General features: G+C 62.8%; 19 protein-coding genes. 2 read left to right on the top strand and 17 right to left on the bottom strand.

Annotated features, from left to right (window positions below; all coding sequences use genetic code 11):
- Positions 1 to 5: 5 nt before the first annotated feature.
- Positions 6 to 719 (bottom strand): DUF1345 domain-containing protein, encoded by a 714-nt coding sequence (locus tag I2I01_RS09525; protein ID WP_196286210.1) that lies wholly within the window; start codon positions 717 to 719, stop codon positions 6 to 8.
- Positions 720 to 822: 103 nt separating this feature from the next.
- Here I2I01_RS09525 and I2I01_RS09520 point away from each other — a divergent pair, with 103 nt between their 5' ends.
- The gene (locus tag I2I01_RS09520) at positions 823 to 2,313 is read left to right on the top strand and encodes a nicotinate phosphoribosyltransferase (protein ID WP_196286209.1); all 1,491 of its coding nucleotides are present in this window, start codon (positions 823 to 825) and stop codon (positions 2,311 to 2,313) included.
- A gap of 83 nt (positions 2,314 to 2,396) precedes the next feature.
- Here I2I01_RS09520 and I2I01_RS09515 read toward each other — a convergent pair whose 3' ends face one another.
- From I2I01_RS09515 to I2I01_RS09445, 15 genes are all read right to left on the bottom strand, one after another.
- On the bottom strand, positions 2,397 to 2,873 hold the full coding sequence (locus I2I01_RS09515; protein WP_196286208.1) for a hypothetical protein: 477 nt from the start codon (positions 2,871 to 2,873) through the stop codon (positions 2,397 to 2,399).
- Positions 2,874 to 2,965: 92 nt separating this feature from the next.
- Positions 2,966 to 4,063: an AIR synthase-related protein gene (locus tag I2I01_RS09510; RefSeq protein ID WP_196286207.1), complete on the bottom strand. Its 1,098-nt coding sequence runs from the start codon at positions 4,061 to 4,063 to the stop codon at positions 2,966 to 2,968.
- Positions 4,064 to 4,213: 150 nt separating this feature from the next.
- Positions 4,214 to 5,716, bottom strand: a complete 1,503-nt coding sequence (gene purF, locus I2I01_RS09505; RefSeq protein ID WP_196286206.1) for an amidophosphoribosyltransferase — start codon at positions 5,714 to 5,716, stop codon at positions 4,214 to 4,216.
- Positions 5,717 to 5,792: 76 nt separating this feature from the next.
- Positions 5,793 to 6,482 (bottom strand): phosphoribosylglycinamide formyltransferase, encoded by a 690-nt coding sequence (purN, locus tag I2I01_RS09500; protein WP_196286205.1) that lies wholly within the window; start codon positions 6,480 to 6,482, stop codon positions 5,793 to 5,795.
- A gap of 23 nt (positions 6,483 to 6,505) precedes the next feature.
- On the bottom strand, positions 6,506 to 7,795 hold the full coding sequence (gene purD, locus I2I01_RS09495; protein WP_196286204.1) for a phosphoribosylamine--glycine ligase: 1,290 nt from the start codon (positions 7,793 to 7,795) through the stop codon (positions 6,506 to 6,508).
- A gap of 27 nt (positions 7,796 to 7,822) precedes the next feature.
- Entirely contained in the window at positions 7,823 to 8,206 is a 384-nt protein-coding gene (locus tag I2I01_RS09490; RefSeq protein ID WP_196286203.1) for a nuclear transport factor 2 family protein, read from the bottom strand.
- A gap of 10 nt (positions 8,207 to 8,216) precedes the next feature.
- Entirely contained in the window at positions 8,217 to 9,629 is a 1,413-nt protein-coding gene (locus I2I01_RS09485; RefSeq protein WP_196286202.1) for a phosphoribosylaminoimidazolesuccinocarboxamide synthase, read from the bottom strand.
- A 19-nt stretch (positions 9,630 to 9,648) separates the two neighbouring features.
- The gene (locus I2I01_RS09480; RefSeq protein ID WP_196286201.1) at positions 9,649 to 10,566 is read right to left on the bottom strand and encodes a phosphoribosylformylglycinamidine synthase subunit PurQ; all 918 of its coding nucleotides are present in this window, start codon (positions 10,564 to 10,566) and stop codon (positions 9,649 to 9,651) included.
- A gap of 41 nt (positions 10,567 to 10,607) precedes the next feature.
- Entirely contained in the window at positions 10,608 to 13,673 is a 3,066-nt protein-coding gene (locus I2I01_RS09475; RefSeq protein ID WP_211537887.1) for an AIR synthase-related protein, read from the bottom strand.
- A gap of 155 nt (positions 13,674 to 13,828) precedes the next feature.
- Entirely contained in the window at positions 13,829 to 14,455 is a 627-nt protein-coding gene (gene pyrE, locus I2I01_RS09470; RefSeq protein ID WP_196286200.1) for an orotate phosphoribosyltransferase, read from the bottom strand.
- A gap of 52 nt (positions 14,456 to 14,507) precedes the next feature.
- Complete coding sequence (gene pyrF / locus I2I01_RS09465) at positions 14,508 to 15,287, bottom strand: orotidine-5'-phosphate decarboxylase (RefSeq protein WP_196286199.1); 780 nt, start codon at positions 15,285 to 15,287, stop codon at positions 14,508 to 14,510.
- Positions 15,288 to 15,453: 166 nt separating this feature from the next.
- Positions 15,454 to 16,293: a dihydroorotate dehydrogenase gene (locus tag I2I01_RS09460; protein ID WP_196286198.1), complete on the bottom strand. Its 840-nt coding sequence runs from the start codon at positions 16,291 to 16,293 to the stop codon at positions 15,454 to 15,456.
- A 221-nt stretch (positions 16,294 to 16,514) separates the two neighbouring features.
- A complete protein-coding gene (locus I2I01_RS09455; RefSeq protein ID WP_196286197.1) occupies positions 16,515 to 16,715 on the bottom strand; it encodes a hypothetical protein in 201 nt (66 codons plus the stop codon).
- A gap of 54 nt (positions 16,716 to 16,769) precedes the next feature.
- Complete coding sequence (locus I2I01_RS09450; RefSeq protein WP_196286196.1) at positions 16,770 to 16,985, bottom strand: hypothetical protein; 216 nt, start codon at positions 16,983 to 16,985, stop codon at positions 16,770 to 16,772.
- 75 nt (positions 16,986 to 17,060) lie between these two features.
- On the bottom strand, positions 17,061 to 17,948 hold the full coding sequence (locus I2I01_RS09445; protein WP_196286195.1) for a DNA/RNA non-specific endonuclease: 888 nt from the start codon (positions 17,946 to 17,948) through the stop codon (positions 17,061 to 17,063).
- Between the two features lie 271 nt (positions 17,949 to 18,219).
- On the opposite strand from I2I01_RS09445, the gene I2I01_RS09440 reads away from it, so the two are divergent.
- Positions 18,220 to 19,818 (top strand): T9SS type A sorting domain-containing protein, encoded by a 1,599-nt coding sequence (locus I2I01_RS09440; RefSeq protein WP_196286194.1) that lies wholly within the window; start codon positions 18,220 to 18,222, stop codon positions 19,816 to 19,818.
- An 83-nt stretch (positions 19,819 to 19,901) separates the two neighbouring features.
- On the opposite strand, the gene I2I01_RS09435 is transcribed toward I2I01_RS09440, so the two are convergent.
- Positions 19,902 to 21,947, bottom strand: coding sequence for a T9SS type A sorting domain-containing protein (locus tag I2I01_RS09435; RefSeq protein ID WP_196286193.1), 2,046 nt, complete (start codon positions 21,945 to 21,947; stop codon positions 19,902 to 19,904).
- Positions 21,948 to 22,467 lie beyond the last annotated feature (520 nt).

Below are 22,467 nucleotides of genomic sequence, written 5' to 3'. Positions count from 1 at the left end.
TTCACTCATAAAAGCCCCCCGATGGCACTGATGCTCAGGGCCACAATAGCGGTGTTGAAGCTGAAGGAGATAAAGGCGTGGAGCAGGGCGGTGCGGCGCTGGCGCCGGCCGGGGATGGTGACATCGGCCGTTTGGGCGGCCATGCCGATGGTGAAGGCGAAGTAAGCGAAGTCGAGGTAGTCAGGCTCGGGTTCCTGGCCAGGGAATTCCAGGCCGCCGGTGTCGCCCCCGGCAGCCTCGTTGTTGTCGTAAAAAATGTGGGCGTAGCGCAGTGTGAACACCGTGTGTACCAGTAGCCAAGCCTCGAACACGGCCGCCATGCTCAGCGCCACGTTTAGCGCCATTCCTTCGGTGGCGAGGCTGATGTGCTGGTTTGGGTCTTTGGTGGAGCGCAGTAGGGCCACCACGCCCAGCAGACTGGCCAGGGCGGCCACCAGCACAAACACGAAGGCCAGCGCCCGGCTGGGGTCTTCGTCGTTGGCCACTTCGCGGATGCGGGCAGTGCTGGCCGTGAATATGGCCGCGGCGATGAGCAGCAGCGTGGCGGCGGCGAAGGCGTCCCAGGCGGCCACCCACTGGCTGATGTGGTGGGGGCTGGCCGGGGTGTTGGCCCAGGCCAGCGCCCCCAGGGCCAGGCCTATCAGCAGCCGGTAGCCCGCCGACACGCGGCCCACGCGGTGAACGGCCCGAAAAAGAAAGCTGGGAGAAGATGTTGGCACGCCGCAAAGTACGGCGGCAGCAGCCCAGCGCGCCGAAACTTTTACCTCAGCAAATGCTTCCTTTGTGGCGCCGGCGGCTGTCGGTGTTTTCTATGTTTCGTTTATGAATTCAGCGCCCCTTTCCGGCCTCTACGCGCCCTCGCTCGCCCTCGTCACCGACCTCTACCAGCTCACCATGGCCTACGGCTACTGGCAGCAGGGCCTGCAAGACCGCGAGGCCGTGTTTCACCTCTACTTCCGCAAGGCGCCGTTTCAGGGTGGCTACGCGGTGGCGGCCGGGCTGGCCCTGGCGGTGGACTGGGTGGAAAATCTGCATTTCTCGGAAGATGACCTGGCCTACCTGGGCAGCCTGCGCGGCAGCAAGGGCACAGCCCTGTTTCCGGCCGAGTTTCTGGAATACCTGCGGCAGTTGAAATTCATCTGCGACATCGACGCCGTGGCCGAGGGCACCGTGGTATTTGGCAACGAGCCGCTGCTGCGCGTGCGCGGCCCCCTGCTGCAAGCCCAGCTGCTGGAAACGGCCCTGCTCACGCTCATCAACTTCCAAACCCTGATTGCGACCAAAGCAGCCCGCATTCGCGAAGCCGCCGGGCCCACGGACCAGGTGCTGGAATTCGGCCTGCGCCGCGCCCAGGGCTTCGATGGGGGCCTGGGGGCCAGCCGGGCGGCTTTCCTGGGCGGGGCCGACGCCACCAGCAACGTGCTGGCGGGTCAGCGCTACGGCATTCCGGTGCGCGGCACGCACGCTCACAGCTGGGTGATGTCGTTTACGGACGAGGTAACGGCGTTTTCGGCCTATGCCAAGGCGTTTCCCGACGACTCGGTGTTTCTGGTCGATACCTACGACACGCTGGAAGGCGTGCGCCAGGCCATCAAAGTGGCCCGCGAGATGCGCGCCAACGGGCACGAGCTGGCCGGCATCCGGCTCGATTCGGGCGACCTGGCCTACCTGAGCCGCGAGGCGCGGGCCGTGCTCGATGAGGCCGGCTTCACGGAAACACGCATCGTGGCCAGCAACGATTTGGAGGAAAACCTCATTACCAGCCTCAAGCAGCAGGGCGCCCGCATTGATACCTGGGGCGTGGGCACCCAGCTCGTGACGGCCTACAACCAGGCTGCGCTGGGGGGCGTGTATAAGCTGGCCGCCCTGCGCAAGGCCGACGACTCGGGCTGGGACTTCACCATCAAGCTGTCGGAGCAGGTGGCCAAAACCAGCGTGCCGGGCATCCTGCAGGTGCGCCGCTACCTCAACGAGTACGGCAAGCCCCGCGCCGACATGCTCTACAACACCGCCGAGCCCCTCCCCGACCAACTCACCATCATCGACCCGGCCGACCTCACCCGCCGCCTGGCCATCAAGCCCGAAACCAAGTTTCGGGAGCTGCTGGAGCCGGTGTTCCGGCAGGGTAAACGGGTGCTGGACCTGCCCACGCTGGCCGACAGCCGCGCCCATGCCCAGCGCGAGGTGCAAAGCCTCGACCCCAGCATTCGTCGCTTCCTCAACCCCCACACCTACCCCGTGGGCCTCGAAAAAACGCTGTGCGACTACCGCACAGAACTCATTCTGGAGAAGAAGCCGGTACGCGGGGCGTAGCAGTTGATTAGCCCAAAAAAAGCCCTCATGCTGAGCACAGGTTCAGCATGAGGGCTTTTTTGGTTGAATCATTTGTGCCGCTGCTAATCAAACTCCGGCCAATTTTCCTCTAGTGCCACGGGTTCCGGCCGGGGCTTGGGCGCCGTATGGTGGCCCGAGGTAAAAGTCAGCAGCGCAATCACCAGGCTAAAAAACACGGCCAACACCGTCACGAACTGGTGCGACACCACCCGGTTGCGCGAAAAAATCAGCAGCACGGCCAGTGCCAGCAGCAACACGTCGGAGGCTACCACCAACAGGGCGTCGCCGGGCCAGTGCATCACCCGGAACACCACGCCCAGAATGCCTACGGTGAGGGTAGCCACCATCACGTAGTTCAGCGCGTCGGAGGTGCCGGCTTCGGCGTTGGCGCGCGCCGTAAAGCCCAGCACCGACGCCAGCAGGGCCCCGAACCCGGCTAGCATCAGCGCATTGGCGCCGTACCACCAGTGCATTTTGAAGTACACGCCCAGCAGGCCTAGTAGTAGCGCTGCCCCGTTTAGTAGTCGTGGTACATTCATGCCGAGTTGTTGTTACCAGCCCTAACGGTGCCAGCCGATGAACTATTGCCGCAACTACCTACAAACATCATGCTCGGCCAGCGCCCAGCAGCTTACGCGTACCGCAGTTCGCCTGCACCCACGCGCAAGGTCACCCCGCTTTCAGCCGTGAGGCGGCCGGCCACTTGGGCCCGGTAGCCGCTGGCTTGCAACGACGCCACCACGGCAGCGGCACTGGCTTCTTCGGTTACCAGCAGCATGCCAGTGCCCATGTTCCAGTAGAGGTAAGCTGTTTCGGCATCAATGTCGCCGATTTCCATCAGCCGTTGCATGGCCGGCAAAGGGGCAAACAGGTTGTCGAGCACGGCGCCGAGGCCGTTTTTCAGCACGCGCTTGAAGTTATCGGCCACGCCCCCGCCGGTGATGTGGGCGGCGCCGTGCAGCGGCAGACCAGCATCGAGCAGGGCCGAAATGCCGGGCGAGTAGATGAGCGAGGGCGCGAGCAGGGCCTCGCCCCAGGTGGCGAACTGGTCGGCATCGGTGCCGTCGTAGGGGGCCTCGTGCCAGTTGTCGCCGAAGAGGCGGGTGAGGGTTTTGCGGGCCAGCGAGTAGCCGTTGGAGCGGAACGAGGGCGACTGCAGGGCCACCACCGTCATGCCGGCCTGGGCGGTGTGCCCACTCAGGGGGCGCGCTAGGCTGGGGTGCAGGCTGCCGATGGCCGTGGAGCACCAGTTGAAGTTCATTTTGGCACCGGGCCAGCCGCCGATGCGGTTGCCCAACTCGGCAATTTCGCCACCGGTGATGGCAATTTGGGCGAAGTTGCAGGCGTCGTGCAGGCCGCGCATCATCTGGTCTACCACGTCGTAGTCGAGGTGATTCACGTCGATGATGTTGGAGAGGTTGGTGGGCACGAAGCCGGCCACAATGAGGTCGTCGGCCGTCATGGCCACAAGGTCGAAGCCCAGAGTGTCGTAGCGGCCGGTGCGCTCGGCCACTTCAATCTTGGTCCCAATGCCGTCGGAGCTGATGCCGAGGCGAGCGTTGCCGAAGCGGATTTCATTGGCAAAGCCGCCGTCGAGGTCCTGGGCGGCTTCGCCGGGCTTGCCGGTGCGGTTGGCAAAGGTCTTTTTGGCCCAGCCGTAGGCGTTGCGGGAAGCGGCGTTGCCTTCTTCGATGGAATAGCCGGCGGGGTTATTTTTCGTGTCGTTCATGCGAAAACGGTCGGGGAATGTCAAGCTAAAAGAACGTCATGCAGCGCGCAGCGAAGCATCTCGCGTGCGCAACGCAATCCAACCAACGGATTAGTTAAAACACGCGAGATGCTTCGCTGCGCGCTGCATGACGTTCTGGTTTGTTGTACTTTAATGCTCAGTCGGCGCGGGCGCCTTGGCGCTCACCGACTGGCTTTTCTTTTCCTTGCCGCTGCGGTGGCTGGCGCGCTCCTCCTGGATGTGGCGCAGGTAGTGGGTCACGTCGCCGGTGGGGTACTTGCCCGAGAAGCAGGCGAAGCAGTTGCCGCCGTGGCCCTTTTCCTCGGAAAACAGCTCCTGCAAATCCTCCAAATCCTGATAAATTACCCGGTCAGCCTCGATGTAGCGGCAGATTTCGTCCTCGGTATAGTTGGCCGCTATTAGCTCGGTGCTCATGGCCATGTCGATGCCGTAGATGCAGGGCGACACGATGGGCGGCGCGCTCGAAATGAAGTACACCTCCGTGGCCCCGGCCTCGCGCAGCAGTCGCACGATGCGGCGCGAGGTGGTGCCCCGCACGATGCTGTCGTCCACCACGGCAATCTTCTTGCCTTCCACGAACTCGCGGATGGGGTTCAGCTTCTTCTTCACCACGTCTTCGCGCCCGGCCTGGGTGGCCACGATGAAGGAGCGGCCCATGTGGTTGTTTTTCACCAGCGCGCGGCGGTAGGGCACGCCAATGGCCTCGGCCAGCCCGGAGGCGGAGAAGTAGCCCGAGCTGGGCACGTCAATCACCATGTCGGGGCGCAGGCCGGCGTCGGCCACCTTGCGGGCCAGGCGCTTGCCCAGGCGCACCCGCTCCCGCGCCACCAGGCGGCCGTGAATCACAGAGTCTTCGCGGGCGAAGTAAATCTGCTCGAATACGCAGAAGTTTTTGGGCAGCTCGTAGGGGTTCTTGCGGTGAACCTGGTAGTCGTTGTCAATGAGGATGGCCTGGCCCGGGCCCACATTCTCCACAAAATCAAACCCGAGGAAATCGAAGCAGGTGCTTTCCGAGGCGAAGGCGTACACCGGGCCGGCGGGCGTGTCGCGGCGGCCCAGCACCAGCGGCCGGATGGCCAGCGGGTCGGTGAAGGCCAGCAGGCCGTGCCCGGCAATGAGGGTGATGGTGGCATAGGCGCCCTTCACCAGCTCCTGCGTGGTTTCTACGGCATCGAAAATGTCCACCACCGAGAGGTGGTCGAGGTCTTTCACGCGCAGCTCCGAGGCGAAGGTGTACATGATGAGCTCCAGGTCGTTGGTGGTTTTGGGCAGCACGTGGTACTGGTCGTGCAAGCGCTTGGCCACGTCGCGGAAGTTGATGACGTTGCCGTTGTGCACCATGGCAAGCCCGAAGGGGTAGCTGGTGGTGAAGGGCTGGGCCAGGTTGGAGTCGTTGGCGCCCTGGGTGGTGTAGCGCACGTGGCCGATGCCGCTGGTACCCTTCAGCTTTTTCACGTGTTTCTTTTTGAACACGTCGTTTACCAGGCCCTGCCCCTTGTGCAGGTGAAACGACGTGCCATCAAAGGTGGCAATGCCGGCCGCGTCTTGCCCGCGGTGCTGCAGAGCCGTGAGGCCCACCACCATGTCGGCCACTACGTCATCGGGACCGTGAAAACCTACTATTCCGCACATATCAAATGGGGTTGTTGCTAGTCAATTAAGAACGTCATGTCGAGCGCAGCCGAGGCATCTCGCTGCGGACAACTAATTACTTCGGCACGCGAGATGCCTCGCCTGCGCTCGACATGACGGTTTGGTTGCCTTTAATCAGTTCGGCCAGCGTTTCCGCGTATAAGTAATGCTCCACGGCCAAGCCGCGGCGCTCTACTTCTTCCAGGGTATCGGCCCCGCGCAAGTCCACGGTTTGCTGGGCCAGGATGGGACCGGTATCGAGGCCTTCGTCAACCAGGTGCACGGTGATTTTGGTTTCGGGCAAGTGGTTTTCAAAGGCCCACTCGTAGGCGTGCAAACCTTGGTGCTGCTGGGTGTCGGCCGGATGAATATTGAGGATGCGCCCCGCAAACGGCTGAATAAACGCCGGCGACAGAATGCGCATGTAGCCCGCCAGCACCACCAAATCGGGCTGATACCGCTGGAGCAGCGCGGCGGCCTCGGCGTCGAAGGCTTCGCGCTTGCGGCCCTGGCTGGGCAGCGCGGCCACGGGGCAGCCCCGCTCAGCCGCAAAGGCCAGGCCGGGCGCGTCGGGCTTGTTGCTGAACACCACCACTACTTCGGCCAAGTCTTTCAGCACGCCGGTTTTGGTGGCTTCAAGCAAGGCCAGCATGTTGGAGCCCCGGCCGGACAGCAGAATGGCCAGGCGCGCCTTCCCCCCCTCCTGCTCTTCCCCGAAGGAGAAAGCGGACTGCTTCAATTGCTCAAATGAGGCGAGGAGCTTCATGAGTTTCAGTTGGGCTTCGGGTCTCAATTTACGACTTCGGTGGTGAGTACCGGCGCGGGGCGCTGGGCAATGTCGGGGCGGAAGTAGGCGCCTTCGAAGGTGACGCGGGCGCAGGCCTCGTAAGCGCGGGCGGTGGCTTCTTCCAGGTCGTGGCCGTGGGCCGAGAGCACCAGAACGCGGCCACCGTTTGTCACTAGCTCCCCGGCGTCGTTGCGTTTGGTGGCGCCGTGGTAGGCGCGCACACCGTTCGGCAGGTTGTCGAGGCCGGAGATGGGAAAGCCGGTGGGGAATCCCGCGGCTGGGTAGCCGCCCGAGGCCAGCACCACGCCCACAAAGGCGCCGGGCCGCTGCTGCACGCCTTGTTTGGCAAGGGTGCCATCCAAAGTGGCTTCGATGAGCGTGAGTAGGCTGCTATCCAGGGCGGGCAGCAGTACTTCGGCTTCGGGGTCGCCGAGGCGCACGTTGTATTCCAGCAGCTTGGGGCCAGTGGGCGTGAGCATGATGCCGAAATACAGGAAGCCCCGGAACTCGAACTGCTCGTTTTGCAGGCCGCGCAGGGTGGGGTCCACGATGTCGCGGCGGATAGCGGCCAGCACGTTGGCATCGGCGAAGGGCACGGGGCAGTAGGCGCCCATGCCGCCGGTGTTGGGGCCCTGGTCGCCGGCCAGCAGCTGTTTGTGGTCCTGCGAGGTAGCCAGCAGGCGGATAACGTGCCCATCAGTGAGGCCGATGATGCTGATTTCGGGGCCGGTCAGCTTCTCTTCAAGCAGGAAGGAAAACCAGCCCGAATAGCTCGTTTGCAAATCATCAAAAGCCGCCTCGGCTTCTTCCGGCGACGAGCACACGTACACGCCCTTGCCGGCGGCTAGGCCGTCGTACTTCACCACCACATGCCCGCCCAGCTCGGCCGCCTTGGCGCGGGCCGCTGCGATGTTGTCGCTCCGAAACGGCCACGCCTGCGCGGTAGCCACGCCGTGGCGGCGCATGAATTCCTTGCTCCACACCTTCGAGCTTTCCAGCCGCGCCGCCGAGCGGGTCGGGCCGAACACCTGGATATCAGAACCAGCGAAAAAGTCGGTGATACCAGCCGCCAGCGGTGCCTCGGGCCCCACCACAATCAGCTTGGAATTGTGGGTTTGCGCGAAGGCGCGCACAGCCTCAAAGTCCAGCGGGTTCACCTCGGGGTGGCTGTTGGGGATGCCGGCGTTGCCGGGCAGCACGTGCACCGTGGCCCCGTCGCGGGTCAGCTTTTCGGCCAGGGCGTGCTCGCGCGCGCCGGAACCGAGGAGGAGAAGGGTTTTGGAGTCAGTCAAGGGAATAAAGGCTTAGGCTGGCGAAGGCTAGCTGATGTCTTCGATGGAAATAATCTGGCCGTTTTCAATCTCAAAAACGGACTGGCCCTGCAGCTGCAAAGCGTCGCCCGGTTTCAGGCCGCTGGGAAATTCAATAGCGGCCACCGCCGAGTAGTCAATGGCAACTTCAACGCGCGGGCCATTGACCTGCCAATCGGTAGCTCGTTGCTCCCGCTTAGAGAAATAATGCGTGGCCCGCTCGGCCTGCTGCCGAAACGCCGCTTTGCCCGTCGTGGTCAGGTTTACCTCGCCGTTGGAAATGTTGCGAAACACCACGTCCTCATGCAAGGGCGCGAGCATGCCAGCCACATCAAAGCGGTTGTACGCTTCGATGTAAGCTTCAACAAGTTGCTTGGACGCGGCAGCTTCCATCAGGTTTTAATTACAGGGCTTTAAACTCTTCGTCAGCTGCGCGCAGCTTGGCTTTGGTGGCTTGCATGTCTTGGCCCAGGCGCTCGCGCAGGCGGGGCAGATTCAGTGCTCGCAGTGCTCCCTGGGCGGCGTTATCGGGGCGCACCGCTGTGAGGCTAGGCGTGCCAGAGGGCAGTACCGCCGCCGAGTTGAGGCCTAGGGCCAGCTCGGTGTAGTCCTGGTAGGGTGGGCACGAAATCACGGGCACGTTCACGTTGGCCGCCAGCGCGGCACCGAGGCCGTTGCCAGCCGCGGCGATGACGACGCCAGGCTCGATGCTGTTGTTCCAGGTTTCGGCCAGGCCGGCAATGGTTTCGCCGTTTTGCTGGGCCGAGGCCACGCGCAGTTGCGTGAACACGTCGTAGCCCGCCAGCTGCTGGCGGATTTGCTCGCCGTGCGCCTTGTGCTCCGGCGCGTCCAGCACGATGCTCACCCAGGCGTCCTTAATCAGGCCGGCCTGCACGAGGTTGGCCTGCATGCGGGCGCGGGCGTCCTGGCGGCCGGTGTGGGGTGCGTAGGCGGCGCCGGTTTCGGCCGTGGGCAGGGGCTCGCCCACGATGCGCTCGTAGATGTCGAGGTAGCGGCGGCTGGCTTCCTGCGTTACTTCCGGAGTGAGGGCACGGGGGTACTGGCCGTCCTTTTTGTTGGCGATGAGCCACTGGCGCACATACTCCTTGTCCATTTGCTCGGCCGTTTCGGGGTTCCGGGCGTAATCCTCGGTGCTCCAGAAGCGGGAAGAATCGGGCGTGTGCATCTCGTCGATGAGAATCAGCTGGCCATTCAGCAAGCCGAACTCATACTTGGTGTCCACCAGAATGATGCCCTTCTCGGCCAGCAGACGCGAACCCACGGCAAACAGCATTTGGGCCTTCACGGCCATCTGGTCGTACAATTCCTTGGTCACCCAGCCTTCACTCACCAGGTTTTCGGGCGTGATTTCGCGGTCCGATTCCTCTTTGGTCGTCGGCGTCACGATGGCCTGCGGGAAGGCTTGGTTCTTGGTCATCCCGTCCGGCACCGTCACGCCGGAAAACGTCCGCTGGCCGGCCTGGTAGCCGCGCCACATCGAGCCCGTCAGGTACTGGCGCACCACCATTTCCACCTTGATGGGCTGGGCTTCCTTCACCAGCATGGCGTTGGCATCCACGAGCTTGATAACGTGGTTGGGGATGATGTGCGAGGTCTTATCAAACCAGAAGTTCGCCAAGCCGTTCAGCACCGCGCCTTTGTGCGGGATGGCCGTTTCCAGCACGCTGTCGAACGCCGAGAGGCGGTCCGTCACAATGATGAGGCGGTCGCCGCTGGGCGCGCGCAGGCTGTCGCGCACTTTGCCGCGGTGCAGCAGGGGGAGTTGGGGAGAAGCGAAGTGGGTGAGGGTGTTCATTAACTGCGTTTCTGGGAGCCTAGTTTTGGTTGGCGAGTTGCACAGTGGCTGCCTTGGTGGTGTGCTTTTCGGCGATGTGGGCCACGATATTCTTAAAAATCTGCAGCCCCTCCCCTTCTTCGCTAGCGCCGGGGTTCTGGCGGCGGCGACGGGCCCAGTCGGGGTGGTTGTAGGCGGCCAGGAAGGCCTCGGGGTGCGGCATGAGGCCGAACACCTGGCCCGTGGGGTCGGTGAGGCCGGCGCAGTTCAGGTCGGCGCCGTTGGGGTTGAGGGGGTACTCGCTGGTGCCGTCGCCATTGGCGTCGATGTAGCTGAGGCAGTTGAGGCCGGCGGCCTCAATGGCAGCGCGGGTGGCATCGTCGGGCACCACCAAGCGGCCTTCGCCGTGGCGCACAGGCACCTCCAGCTTATCTATGCCGGTGAGGAATGGCGTGCGGGAGGCGGGGTTCACGCGGAGCGTCACCCACCGGTCTTCGTAGCGGCCGCTGGCGTTGTGGGTCAGCGTCACTTCGGGGGTCACGTCGCCGCCCAGGTTAGGCAGCAGGCCCAGCTTCACCAGCACTTGGAAGCCATTGCAGATGCCCAGCACGAACTTGCCGTCGGCAATGAATTGCTTGATGTCGTCGAGCAGGGTGCGGCCGGCGGCACTGGTTTGGCGGTAGCGCAACTTGTTGGCCAGCACTACACCCGAGCCCAAGTCGTCGCCGAAGGAAAAGCCGCCGGGGAAGTTCAGCACGTCGAAATCGTGGATGCTCACCTGCCCGTGCAACACCTGGTTGAAGTGCACGATGGTAGCTTCTGCGCCAGCCAAACGGTAGGCAGCAGCAAATTCTTCCTCGCAGTTGATGCCGAAACCAGTCAGCACCAGCGCCCGCACCGCGCCAGCTTGTACTTCCGATTGAACTTTATGTGCTCCTTGAGCCGAGTCTTGTACCATTTCAAAAGTCTTTTGGGCCAATGGAAAAGGGTCTTGTGCTTTTAGAGCGAGTTAGAGTGGCTGAGGTTGTAATTGGATACCACACCCAGCAGATTATTAACCGGCCCGTTGGTCCAGGCGGTGCGCAGAGAAGCGCTGTCAGCGGCAATAACCGTCTGGCCGGCGTGGCGCACAGTCAGCTTGCTATCAGCCGTCACCCGGCCGAGGCGCGTGGCGCGCTCGCCGAGCAGCTGCTCAAACGCCACCACGTCCTCGGGCGCCACCGTGGCCACGAAGCGCGAGTGCGACTCCGAGAACAGCTGCGTAGCCAGCGGCAGGCCTGTGGCGGGCAGCTCTATTTCGGCCCCGTAGCCGTAGCCGAAGGTAGTTTCGGCCAGCGCCACGGCGAGGCCGCCGTCGCTCAGGTCGTGGCAGGACTGGATGAGGTTCTGGTCGTTGGCTTGGCCGATAAGGGTGTAGAGGGCTTTGGCTTTGGCAAAGTCAACCTTCGGCACATTGGCGCCCAGCTGCCCGTGCAGGGCGTAGAACTCCGAGCCGCCCAGCTCGTCGTGGGTTTCGCCAAGCAGATACACCACGTCGTCAGCCTGCTTGAAGTCGGAGGTGATGGCGCGGCGCACGTCTTCCATCTTGGCCGTCATGGAGTAGAGCACGGTGGGTGGCACCGAAATCTTCACGCCGTCGGCCTTGAAGTCGTTTTTCATCGAGTCCTTGCCGCTGGTGAGCGGGATGCAGTAGGCCGCCGTGGCGTCGCGCAGTGCTTCGCACATTCGCACCAGCTTGGCCAGTTTCTGCTTGCCGTCGGGGTTGCTGGCGGGGTCGTACACCGAATCGGGCACGCAGAAGTTGTCGTTCACCGACCAGAAAATGTTGTCGCCCGGCGTCAGGTTGGGCAGCTTGCCGCCTACCGCAATAATCTGCCGAACGGCCTCGTCAAACGAGCCGGCCGACATATCGTAAGCGTCCAAATCGCCGTAGCGCGGCAGGATGCCGTTGCTCACGGCCACGCCTTCCCAGCTCTCGAAATTGAAGCGCACCACGGCTGCATCCTGCGGCGCCTGACCCGTCGCGCCCATCAGCGGCTTCACGATGGTGCGGCCCTTCACCTCGTGGTCGTACTGGCGAATCACGGACTCACGCGAGCAGATGTTGAGCGAGCCCAGCAGTTGGGCCAGCGTTTCGGTGTAGTCAGTTGCGGCGGGAATCTGCGGCTCGGCGGTGGCAGGCTTGGTCCACTCCGCTTCTAGGGTTTTGCGCGGCACGCCCTCGTGCAGAAACTCCATGTTCAGCCGGGCCACCGGGGCGCCGTCGAAGCGCACGTCCAGGAAACCGTCGGCGGTGAAGAAGCCGATGTCGGTCAGCTCCACTTCCATTTCCTGGCCCAGTGCTAGCAATTCGGCCATTTTACCGGGCTCGACTACCAGCGTAAACCGCTCCTGCGATTCGCTCACGAAAATCTCCCAAGGCCGCAGGCCCGGGTACTTCAGCGGCACGCGCTCCAGCTCCACCACCGCGCCGCCCGAGATGCCGGCCAACTCGCCCACGGAGGATGAGAGGCCTCCAGCGCCGTTGTCGGTACTGCATTTCAGCAGGCCGCGACGGGCCGCCAGCAGCAGGAAATCCATGGCCAGCTTCTGGGTGATGGGCGAGCCGATTTGCACGGCTGTGGCGGGCGCCGTTTCGTCCAGCTCGATGCTCGAGAACGTGGCGCCGTGGATGCCGTCCTTGCCCACACGGCCACCGGCCATGATGATGCGGTCGCCGGCGTCAATCTTCTTCTCCCACGAGTCTAGGCCCGCGAATTGCATGGGCATCACCGCGCCGGTGCCGCAATACACCAGCGGCTTGCCAGCGTACCGGTCATCAAACACAATCGCGCCGTTCACCGTTGGCACGCCCGACTTGTTGCCGCCGTCTTCAATGCCTTTGCGCACCCCTTCTAGGATGCGACGCGGGTGCAGCTGCCCAGTCAGCAGTTGCCCGTCAAACTCCGGGTTGCCGAAGCACAGCACGTTGGTGTTAAACAGCAGCCGCGCGCCCCCGATGCCAGTGGCCAACGGGTCGCGGTTGTTGCCCAGTATGCCCGTGATGGCCCCGCCGTAGGGGTCGATGGCCGAGGGCGAGTTGTGCGTTTCCACCTTCCACACGAACAGCGAATCGGGGTTGATGCGCACCGCGCCGGCGTTGTCCGAAAACACCTTAATCAGCCAGTCGTTGCCGTTGGCGCGCAGCTGGCGGTCCACTTCCGAAGTGGCGTTTTTGATGTAGGTCTTGAAGAGCGAGTCAATCTGCTTTTCTTCGCCCGTCTCGGTGTCTTTGTAGTTGATAACGGCCGCGAATTCCTTGTGCTTGCAGTGTTCCGACCAGGTCTGGGCAATGATTTCCAGCTCGCAATCCGTCGGGTCGGCCGGCAAGCCCGCGGCTTTCCGCTCAGCCTGGGTGTCAGCAGCGGCGAAGTAGTCGCGCACGGCGCGCATTTCCTCCAGGTTCAACGCGTAGATGTTGTCTTTCGACAATTGCAACAGCTCAGCGTCGCTCAGACCAGTCAACGAAACGACTTCGGTGATGGCCTCGGCGCCACCGCCGGGGCGCGGCGTGTAGTCGCGGATGCCGTCGGCCACGCGGCCCACTTCCAGCCAGTTGATGAGCTTGTTGCCGAGCAGCTCTTCCGCGATGCGGCGCAGGTTGGTTTCGGGCAGGTCGTTTTCGAGCAGGTAGAGCTTCTTGCTGAAAATGTGCTGGGTATGCACATCCAGCGGCTCGTTCAGCAGGTCGGCCAGGGCGTTTTGGGCCGAAGTGCCTTCGTCGTCGGTCACCCCGGGGCGGCGGGCCACCAGGATGTAGGTGGCGTAGCCCTCGGCGCCGGTCAGCTCGTTCAGGCGTACGTCGTGCAGCACCGGGTCGGCCAGGCAGCGGGTGGCGAAGTCGCGCAGCTGGGTTTCGCTCAGCGGGTAGCGCACGGTGTAGAGAGCGGCGCTGCGCACGCGGCCGGTGCGGAGGCCAAGGTGGCGGGCGGCGGCTTCGGCCACGCGCTGGCCATCGCCGTCGTGCTGGCCGGGTTTCAGCGTGAGCTGGATGGTGTGGGTGCTTTGGATGGTGGTATCGGACATTGCTGATATCGGAACGCCTTATTTAAGAACGTCATGCAGAGCGCAGCGAAGCATCTCGCTTGGGTTGGTAATCCTTTCGTTAGAACGTCACTGATTAGTGGTGGCACGCGAGATGCTTCGCTGCGCTCTGCATGACGTTCTTTTTAACTCTTCTATCAAAACGCTTTCTCCGGTCGGCTGCCGGGCTTCACCACCGGCACGCCCGCCGCGCACAAAGGGCAGCTCTCGGGCGCATAAGTGGCGGCCTGCACCTGCAAAAGCGCGAAATGCGGGAAATCCAGCCCGCCTTTACCGCCAGTGCGGTCAATCAACGAAGCCACGGCCAGCACTTCGGCCCCCATTTCGCGCAGCACCTTGGCTACTTCCAGCGTGCTCTTGCCGGTCGTCACCACATCTTCGGCAATGACCACCCGCTCGCCGGGCTCCAAGGTGAAGCCGCGGCGCAGGGTCATCTGCCCGTCGGCGTCGCGCTCGGTGAAGATGCCGGGCAAGCCCAGCTGCCGGGCCAGCTCGTAGCCAATCACCACGCCGCCCATGGCGGGGCCCACCACCACGTCGGGCTGCAGGCCGGCGGCCTGAATCTGCCCGGCCAGCGCGGCGGCGGCCGGCGCGGCCAAATCGGGCCGGCGCAGGAAGCGGGCGCACTGCACGTAAGCATCGGAATGCAGGCCCGACGACAGCCGGAAGTGCCCGCGCAGCAGGGCGTCTTCCTGCCGCAGCTGCTGCTCCAGCAGCTCGGCGTCGAGGGCAATGGGCGAATGGGTGTTGGTGGTTTCAGTCATCTGATTCAGAAAAACTACCATGCAAAAAGCCGCAGTAAAGCGGCTTTTTGGTTCAGGCGTGGGTTGGGCTCGTCACGGCCCGAAATTCGTTGATTTGTTCTTGCAATTCGCGCGCGGCGGCGCCCGCATCCTTCGCCTGCCAGATGCCGCGCGAGGAGTTTATCAGCAGGCCGCTACCGTCGGCGCGGAGGCCGGCGCGAAGCGTAGCGGCCAGGTCGCCGCCCTGTGCGCCGATGCCCGGCACCAGAAACCACTGCTCGGGGCAGGCGGCCCGCACTTTGGCTACGGCAGCCGGCTCGGTGGCGCCCACCACCAGCCCGATGGTCGATTCGGTCAGCTCCTCGTCCATGAGGCGGGCCAGGCGGGCGGCCCAGTCGCTGATGGAGCCGCCGCGCGTCATGGCGGCGTCCTGCAGGCCGTGCAGGGGTTTGTTGGAAGTTTTGGCGAGCGAGAACACCATTTTGCCGGGCCGGGCGAAGGGCCGGATGGTGTCGTCGCCCATGTAGGGGTTCACCGTCACGGCGTCGGCCCCCACAATGTCGTAGGCGAAGCGGGCGTACTGCTCAGCGGTGTTAGCAATGTCGCCGAATTTGCCGTCCAGAATCACCGGAATGTCCTGCGGGATGCTGCGCACGGTGTCGCGGAGCATGGCCACGCCGTTTTCGCGGCTCAGGAAAAAGGCCAGGTTGGGCTTGAAAGCAGCCGCGTAGGGCGCGGTTTCAGCAATGACTTCGCGCAGCCGCTGGGTGGCCTGGGCGTCGTCGCCCGTAGGGTCGAGGCCCACGCACAGTAGGGAATTGACGGTTTCGACGCGAGTGAGGAGCTTTTGCATGGCGGGGTGCGAAGCGGAGGGTTTGGGTGGGATTTGGGGGAGAAAGAGAGAATTTATATCAGGCTGTCATGCCGAGCGCAGCGAAGCATCTCGCGTGCAGCAGTAATTAATGATTAGTTGAAGCACGTGAGATGCTTCGCTGCGCTCGGCATGACGTTTCTATTCATCATTTCACGTTCTGCATCACCTCCGAAGCCAGCCGCGCCGTGAGGCCCGGCGACAGCCACTCGCCGCTGGCCACTTGCACGGCCTGGGCGCCTACTTTCAGGTAGTCTTCCACGTCGCGGAGGGTGAAAATGCCGCCCGTACCGAAGATGGGCAGCGTCAGTTTCTCATCATTCGCCAACTCCCACACGCAGCGCAGCGACAAAGGCCGCAGCGCCTCGCCCGAGAGGCCACCCACCAGCGGCGCGGCATTGGGGTCGGCGGGCAGGTGCAGCACCTTGAGGGTGTTGGTGGCGGCCAGGGCGGTGGCGCCGCCCTCCTGCGCGCCCAGGGCCAGGCCCCGGATGTGCTCGGGCCATGGGGGTAGCTTCACCACCAAAGCCAGGTCGGGGTGTAGCTCGTTGCGCACGGCCTCGGTGGCCTCGCGCACGTAGCGGGGCGTCACGTCGGCACCCGAGCCACCGTGCGGCGTGGTGATATATACTTCGAGGCCCGCAATCTGCTCGCCGGCCTCGCGCTGCAGGTAGCGCGCAATCTTGCGGAAGCCCGGCACGCCCGGCGCCGTGATGCTCACAAACACCGGCACGCCGAAGCGGCGCAGGCGCGGCAGGTGCTCCTGCACCAGCAGCTCGGCGCCCTCGATGCGCAGGTCGGTGCGGTTGAGCAGGGTTTGGTCGGCTACTTGCAGAATGCCTTCGTCGCCGGGCAGGCCGGCGCGGGGCTCCATGGTCACGGTTTTGGTGAAAATCGCGCCCAACTGCTCGTAGCCTGCGCCGTCGAGTTCCCAGGGCGCGGCGGCCAGGCACACCGGATTCTGTAGGGTAATGGCGCCGAGTTTCATATGCTTCTGGGGATAGTTTCTTGTTACTGGCTGCTAGCTGCCGGACGGCACCTAGCAGCCAAGTTTTGTTTTCAATTGCGGCGCAGCTGTAAGCGCTGCGCAGTGTGTAAAGTGTTAGGCAAATACCGGGGCGTTGAATCTAAAATACTGAAATCAAAGGAGTAATTCGTACGATTCAGAAACAATCAGGCAGAAAAAAAGCCGCTTCGACAACGAAACGGCTACACAGGAAGCGGCGGCACGGCGGCCGGCGTGGGCACAAAAAAACCGTTTCGGAACACCGGAACGGCAACGGAACAAAAACCGGGAAAAGCAGCCAAAATATCGGCAAAACCGACGGGCGACAAGACCTTCTGGTCTCGTTGCGAAGCGTCGTAACCGGACGTTTCGCACTTCATCGTTTGGTTTTTGAGGTGAAGCACGGTGCAAAATTAAGGAGTCGTTACGCCCCTACAGGCTTTGGTAATATTAAATTTTTACTGCGATGTTTTTTCAACGTTTTGTTTCCGCCCTAACTCCTTAATCAGAGCCCTTTTCACTATATCTGCCAGCGAATAAAAAATTTCGCCCAGCTGTAACGCATTGCGCTGCAACCACAAGCCGCCGTAACTTTGACAGCTTTGCCCCCGAAATGCAGCCGTCGGCCGTATGCAGCAGGCAGCAAAAAGGCCATGAAATACGCGGTATTTCATGGCCTTTTTGCTTGGTGGGCAGCGCATTTAGCACAAGCGTGTTAAATCAGCCACCAGCCTGCACAATACCGCAAATCAGCTGGTAGGGCCGGTGTCCACCTTCGATTCGATGGTGGCTTGCACGGTGCTGTTCACGGCCGAGAGGATGTCGTAGCCGGTGGCCTGCTCGATGGCGTCCACGGTGGTGCGGTAGGAGCCCCAGCTGGAGCTGATGCTGGTGGTGTTGGGGGTGTCGATGGCGATGATGCGCGTGCTGGTGGTCACGCGGCTGGCGTCGGAGCTGCCTTCGGGCAGCACCACTACTACCTTCCAGCAGCGGGCGGGCACCGTGATTTTGCCGCTGGCAATGGTGGTGGCGTAGCCGTTCACGCCGGTGCCGCCGCTGCCGTAGCTGCCGCAGATGACGTACAGCTCGTAGCCCTGGCTCACGAGGGTGCGCTCGTAGTTTTCGAGGTTGGCCCAGGTTTGCTGGTTGTTGTTGGCGGCCTGGGGCATCATGTTGGTCATGAGGAAGGTGGCCGAGTTGTCGGCCACGGAGCCGGTGCGGTCGGCCGAGGGGCAGTTGTGGCCGCGGTCGAAGCCCGAGCCGGTGTAGCTGCTGCTCGTGGCGTGGAACCATGTGCTGGGCAGCGTGCCGTCAGACGCAAAATTGTCTTGGCGGGGGGTGCTGCCGAGCCAGGCGCTGCTCAGGTGCCAGCTCACCCAGTTTGGCTTGCCCCGGTCGCGGCTATACGACAGGCTGTACTGGGTTTTGGTCATCAGGTAGTTGTTGGGGGAGTTGGTGGCGTCGGTCACAGCGCCGCTGGGGTTGCCCATGGCCAGGTTGTTGTCGCGCGTGGCGTCCTGGTTCACGGTGGCGGCGGTGGGGCCCTGGCTGGGAGCCAGTTGCTCGTCGCGCGAGCACGATACGGCCAGGGCCGCCAGCAGCGCTAGGCTGCTGATTCGGGTAAAAGTAAGCTTCATAAAAAAAAGAGAAAGGGTAAAAGAGTGAATGGTGGCCGCAAAATTCCGGCGACGGTACTGCGGCGGCACCATCGCAATGTTACGGTTGCTTTATCATTATCCTACATGAGGAAAGCACAAGATTTTGGCATTGACAATCAGCTTTATGGAATGATATTTGATACTTGTATACTCTAATTTTTCCTGGGTCGGCAGCCTTTTCTTGCATTGCTTGGTCTGACGATTTAACTGCTCATCACAATTCTTTTTTTCACCTTTTCCCTTCTCTCACATGCGCAAACGCTTACAGTTTTCCTGGCTACTGGTCCTGCTCGGCCTGTTCTTCGCCAAACCCGCGGCGGCTTCCCACATGCAGGGCGGCGACCTGACCTACGCCTCGCTGGGCAACAACCGCTACCTCGTCACGCTGCACATCTACCGCGACTGCTCCGGCATCCTTCCCTCTTCATTCGATTTGGTGTGCCGCTCGGGTGGCTGCGGCACCCCGGCTACCGTCACCACGCCGTTCGTGCAGGTGGGAGCCCCCGTGGTGTCGACCCAGTACTGCGCCACCCTCACGGGCCTGTGCAATGCCACCGTCACCAACACCGAAGCATATACTTACACAGCCACTGTGACCTTGCCCCCGGCCGCGCAATGGGTGCTGAGCACCGCTCAGAACGCTCGGCCCAGCACCACCAACATTACCAATCCCGGCGACCTTTATTTTGAAGCTACGCTGAACAATTTGATAGCGGGCACCACCACTTCCATTGTCAACAACTCGCCAACAGCCAGCGTGCAGCCCGCTTTTTTTGTGCCGGTGCACCAGCTTACTTCCCTGAGCAATAACGCATTCGATGTGGACGGCGACTCGCTGGTGTATTCGCTCGAAACGCCGCTGCAAGGTTGTGGCATGCCGGTGAGCTTTGCCTCTTATCCCTCCGCTACCGGCGTTATCAGCACTAATCCGGCCTGCACCTTCCAGCCGTTGCCCATCTCGGCGTACAGCGCCGCCTTGCCCATTTTTGTTGATACCGACACCGTGGGCACCTGCCCGGTGAAGACGGGCATTAACCCGCGCTTCTTCTTCGATGCCCGTACGGGCAACGTCACCCTGCAGCCGGGCCGCTACCTGAACACCCCCAGCGCCAACGGAGACAATAAATACGCGGCTTCCATCAAAATCAGCGAATACCGGCGCATCAACGGGCGCTATGTGCTTGTGGGCACCATGCGGCGCGAGCTGTACTTTATGGTGTACGACTGCGGCAACAACCTTATGCCGGTGGTGAGCCCGCAGGTGACCGTGCAAACGGGCACGCGCAGCACGGTGCAAGCCTTGGGCCAGGCCATCCCGGTGGTGGCAGGCGAGTCGGTATCGGTGCTCATCAACGCCTCCGACCGCAACGCCGGCCAAGCCCTCGCCCTCACCCTCGCCTACAACGCCGTGCCCGGCACCACTCTGCAAAACCTCGGCAACGGCCAGGCCCGCCTCACCTTCACGCCCGCCCTGGGCACGGTGCCCGGCAGCTACCGCGTGGCCGTGACGGCCGAAGACAACTCCTGCCCCATCAAAGGCATGGACACCAAGCTGGTTACCTTCAATGTGGTGGCGAGCGGGCCCCTGGCCGCCCGCGCCAAAACTGCCCTTGTTATCGACGCCTACCCCAACCCCTTCACCGAGGCGGTGCAGTTCCAGCTGAGCACGCCGGGCGTGCAGGTGCTGACCATCAGCGACAACCTGGGCCGCGCCGTGGCCACCGTGCGCAGCCAGCCCGACGGTTCGGTTCGCTGGCAGCCGGCCGCTACCCTGCCGGCCGGGCTTTACCTGGCCCGCACCATCGACGGCAGCCAAAGCGTGCGCTTGCTGCGCAACGCCGCCAACTAAGCCTGGCGCCTGGTACTGCGGCAAACAAAAAGCCCTGCTGACGGCGTCAGCAGGGCTTTTTGTTTGCAGAAAGGAAGGTTGAATTAGCGGTTCCCGATTACCAGGCGCTGCGTGTCCAGCAGGCGGCCTTCGGCATCGCGCAGCACCACATGATAGAGGCCGGGCTTCAGCGCGGGCAGCTGCGGGGCCTCGGCCGCGGGCGACACGGACATTTGTCCCACCAGCTGGCCCAGCTGCGAGTAGGCCTGCACCACGCCACCCATGGCCGGCAGGTTGGGGCAGCGCACCAGCACAGTTTCGGCGCCTGAGGCGGGGTTGGGATACACCTGCAGCTGCGGGGCAGCGCCGAGCTTGCCCACGCGCAGCGCCACTAGGGGCGACAGGGTGGTGCTGCCGTCCAAGTCGACCTGGCGCAGGCGGTAGTACAGGATGTCGGCGCCCTGCGCCCCGGCCTCCGCATCGCGCAGCTTATAAGTATGAGCCTGGCTGCTGTTGCCGGCAGCGGCCACCTGGCCCACGGCCTCGAAGGCAGCCTCGGGGCCCTTGGCGCGCTCTACGATGAAATAATTGCTGTTTTTCTCCAATGCCGTGGCCCAGGTCAGGTCGGCGCCGCCGTTACTCCATTTAGCAGCAAAGGCCGTCAGCTCTACGGGCAGCGGAATGATGACCGAGGGCAGGCCCCCGCTGCGGTCGTCGGCAAAGGCCGTGTACACGGGCAGGCTCGTCAGCAGCGACACGCCGGACGCGGCGGTAATCTGCACCGACTTGAAGGCCTGCGTGGTGAGGAAGGAGATTTCCTGGCGGCCGTTGGGCAGCAGGTTTACCGACAGCAACGAGCTGCCCGAGGCGCTTTCCAGCACGTTGCCATTAGCATCGTAAGTAGTGAGGGTGAGCTGGTCGAGGGCCGCCGCGTCGAGCAGGCCTGCCCCCGCGCCTACCACCATACCGGCCCGGTTGCCCGCGGCGCCCGTGCCGTTCAGGGCCAGCTTCAGGTCGACGGTAGAGAGAGCGGCTGTGGGCATGGTGATGGTGGCAAAGGTGTTAGGGTCGTTGTCGGCGGCACCGGCCGGGTTGGTCACGCCGCAAGAGCCGTTGAGGGCTACGCACACCACAGCGTTCTGCCGCACTTCATAAGTATTCGAGAAGCCGGGCTGCGTGGGGTCGTTGTCCGACAGCACGTCCGTGGTGCCATCGAACGCGCGCGGCTCCACGCCAAACCCGTAGTACAGCCGCAGGTTGTCGAGGGCCGACACCGTGCCCACGCGCTCAATCTTCACTTCATCAAAGGGCAGCGTGGTGGGGAAGCTAACCTGGTATTTGCCGTCGGGCAAGGCCCGCAGCTCCAGCAGGCCTACGTCGGTGGCCGACTCGCCGGTGGCCACGCCGTTGCGGTAGGTGCTGATGCGCAGGCCCGCCAGCACGTCCAAATCGAGCAGGCCGCCGTTGCCAATCACAAAGCCGGCGTAGTAGCCGGCCGGGGCGGGCCGGGTATCGGCCAGCTTCACCGACAGCGACTGCGCGCACGACACGCCCACCGGCGTCACAAACTGCGCGTAGTCGGTGAGGCTGTTGTTCACGGCCTGTTCGGGGTTGAGCACCCCTGCCCCGGCGCACACGCTCACCACGCCCACGTTGGAGGTGCTGGCGCCGTAGTACGGCGTGAGCGAACCGGCCGGCAGGTTGAACTGTGACAGGATGCCTCGGGCCTGCTGCTGCTGCAGCGACGGCACGGCGTAGGCATAATAAATCCGCAGCTTAAAAGAAACCGAGGCCACTCCGCCCACGGTGATGCTGATTTTGGAAAAAGCCCGGTTGGCTACAAATTCCAGCTGCGTGGGACGCTCGTCGCCCGCCAGAAGGTCGCGCACCACAGCGGCCGATACCACGCGCGTTTCCAGCACGTTGTTGCCGTTGCCATAAGTACGCAGCGTGATGGTACCCAAGGCATTGAGGTTAACCAGATTTCGGTTGGTGCTCACGTTGGCCACCACAATGCCGGCGCGGTCGCCCACCGCCCCCGTGCCATTCAATCCCAGGCGAATGCCCGAAGAAGAAAGCACCCCAATGGTGGTGTTCAGGGTGGCATAGTTGGTAAGCGACGCATCGGCTGTCCGCTCCGGATTCTGCACCCCCGATTCTAAAGTGACGGAAGTGAAGGGAACAGTTGTGGAGACGTAAGGGTCGTAGTCTGAATACTGGTTATTGTTTGAATAAACCGGGAGGCCCGCTGCGAGTGAAACCCCAGTATGCAGAACCATCGCAAGAGCCATCACCAGCAAAGCCCGAAGCCGGCCGGTGGAATAGAGCATGTGAGTAAAAGCGTGCATGACGTTGAAGAGAAATATTTTAACTAATTGGCACTGTGCCTGCTCTCCTCTTGCAATTCCGCGGCCACCGTGTGCCAATCCGGCTGTATGGCTTATTTTCAATTAGATATGATTTGAGCAGCAATAATCATTGTTCCCAAACGTGGAATATATTCCTAAATTGAGAAATCAGCTAATATGTTGATGCAATCCGAACGCAATTCTACTTCGTACATCACCCATTTTGACGAGCTTTTTTGCCGTCAAAGTCGTTTATGATGTAATTTCGTAATTATAATTTTTCCAATGTATTAAGCACACCCAGGCATCAACCGCTATTCGC

It is taken from the genome of Hymenobacter properus (assembly GCF_015694735.1).
In the GTDB taxonomy this organism is placed as follows: Bacteria; Bacteroidota; Bacteroidia; order Cytophagales; family Hymenobacteraceae; genus Hymenobacter; species Hymenobacter properus.
The sequence above is the reverse complement of the archived record's forward strand: the minus strand, read 5'-3'. Positions and strand labels throughout refer to the sequence as shown.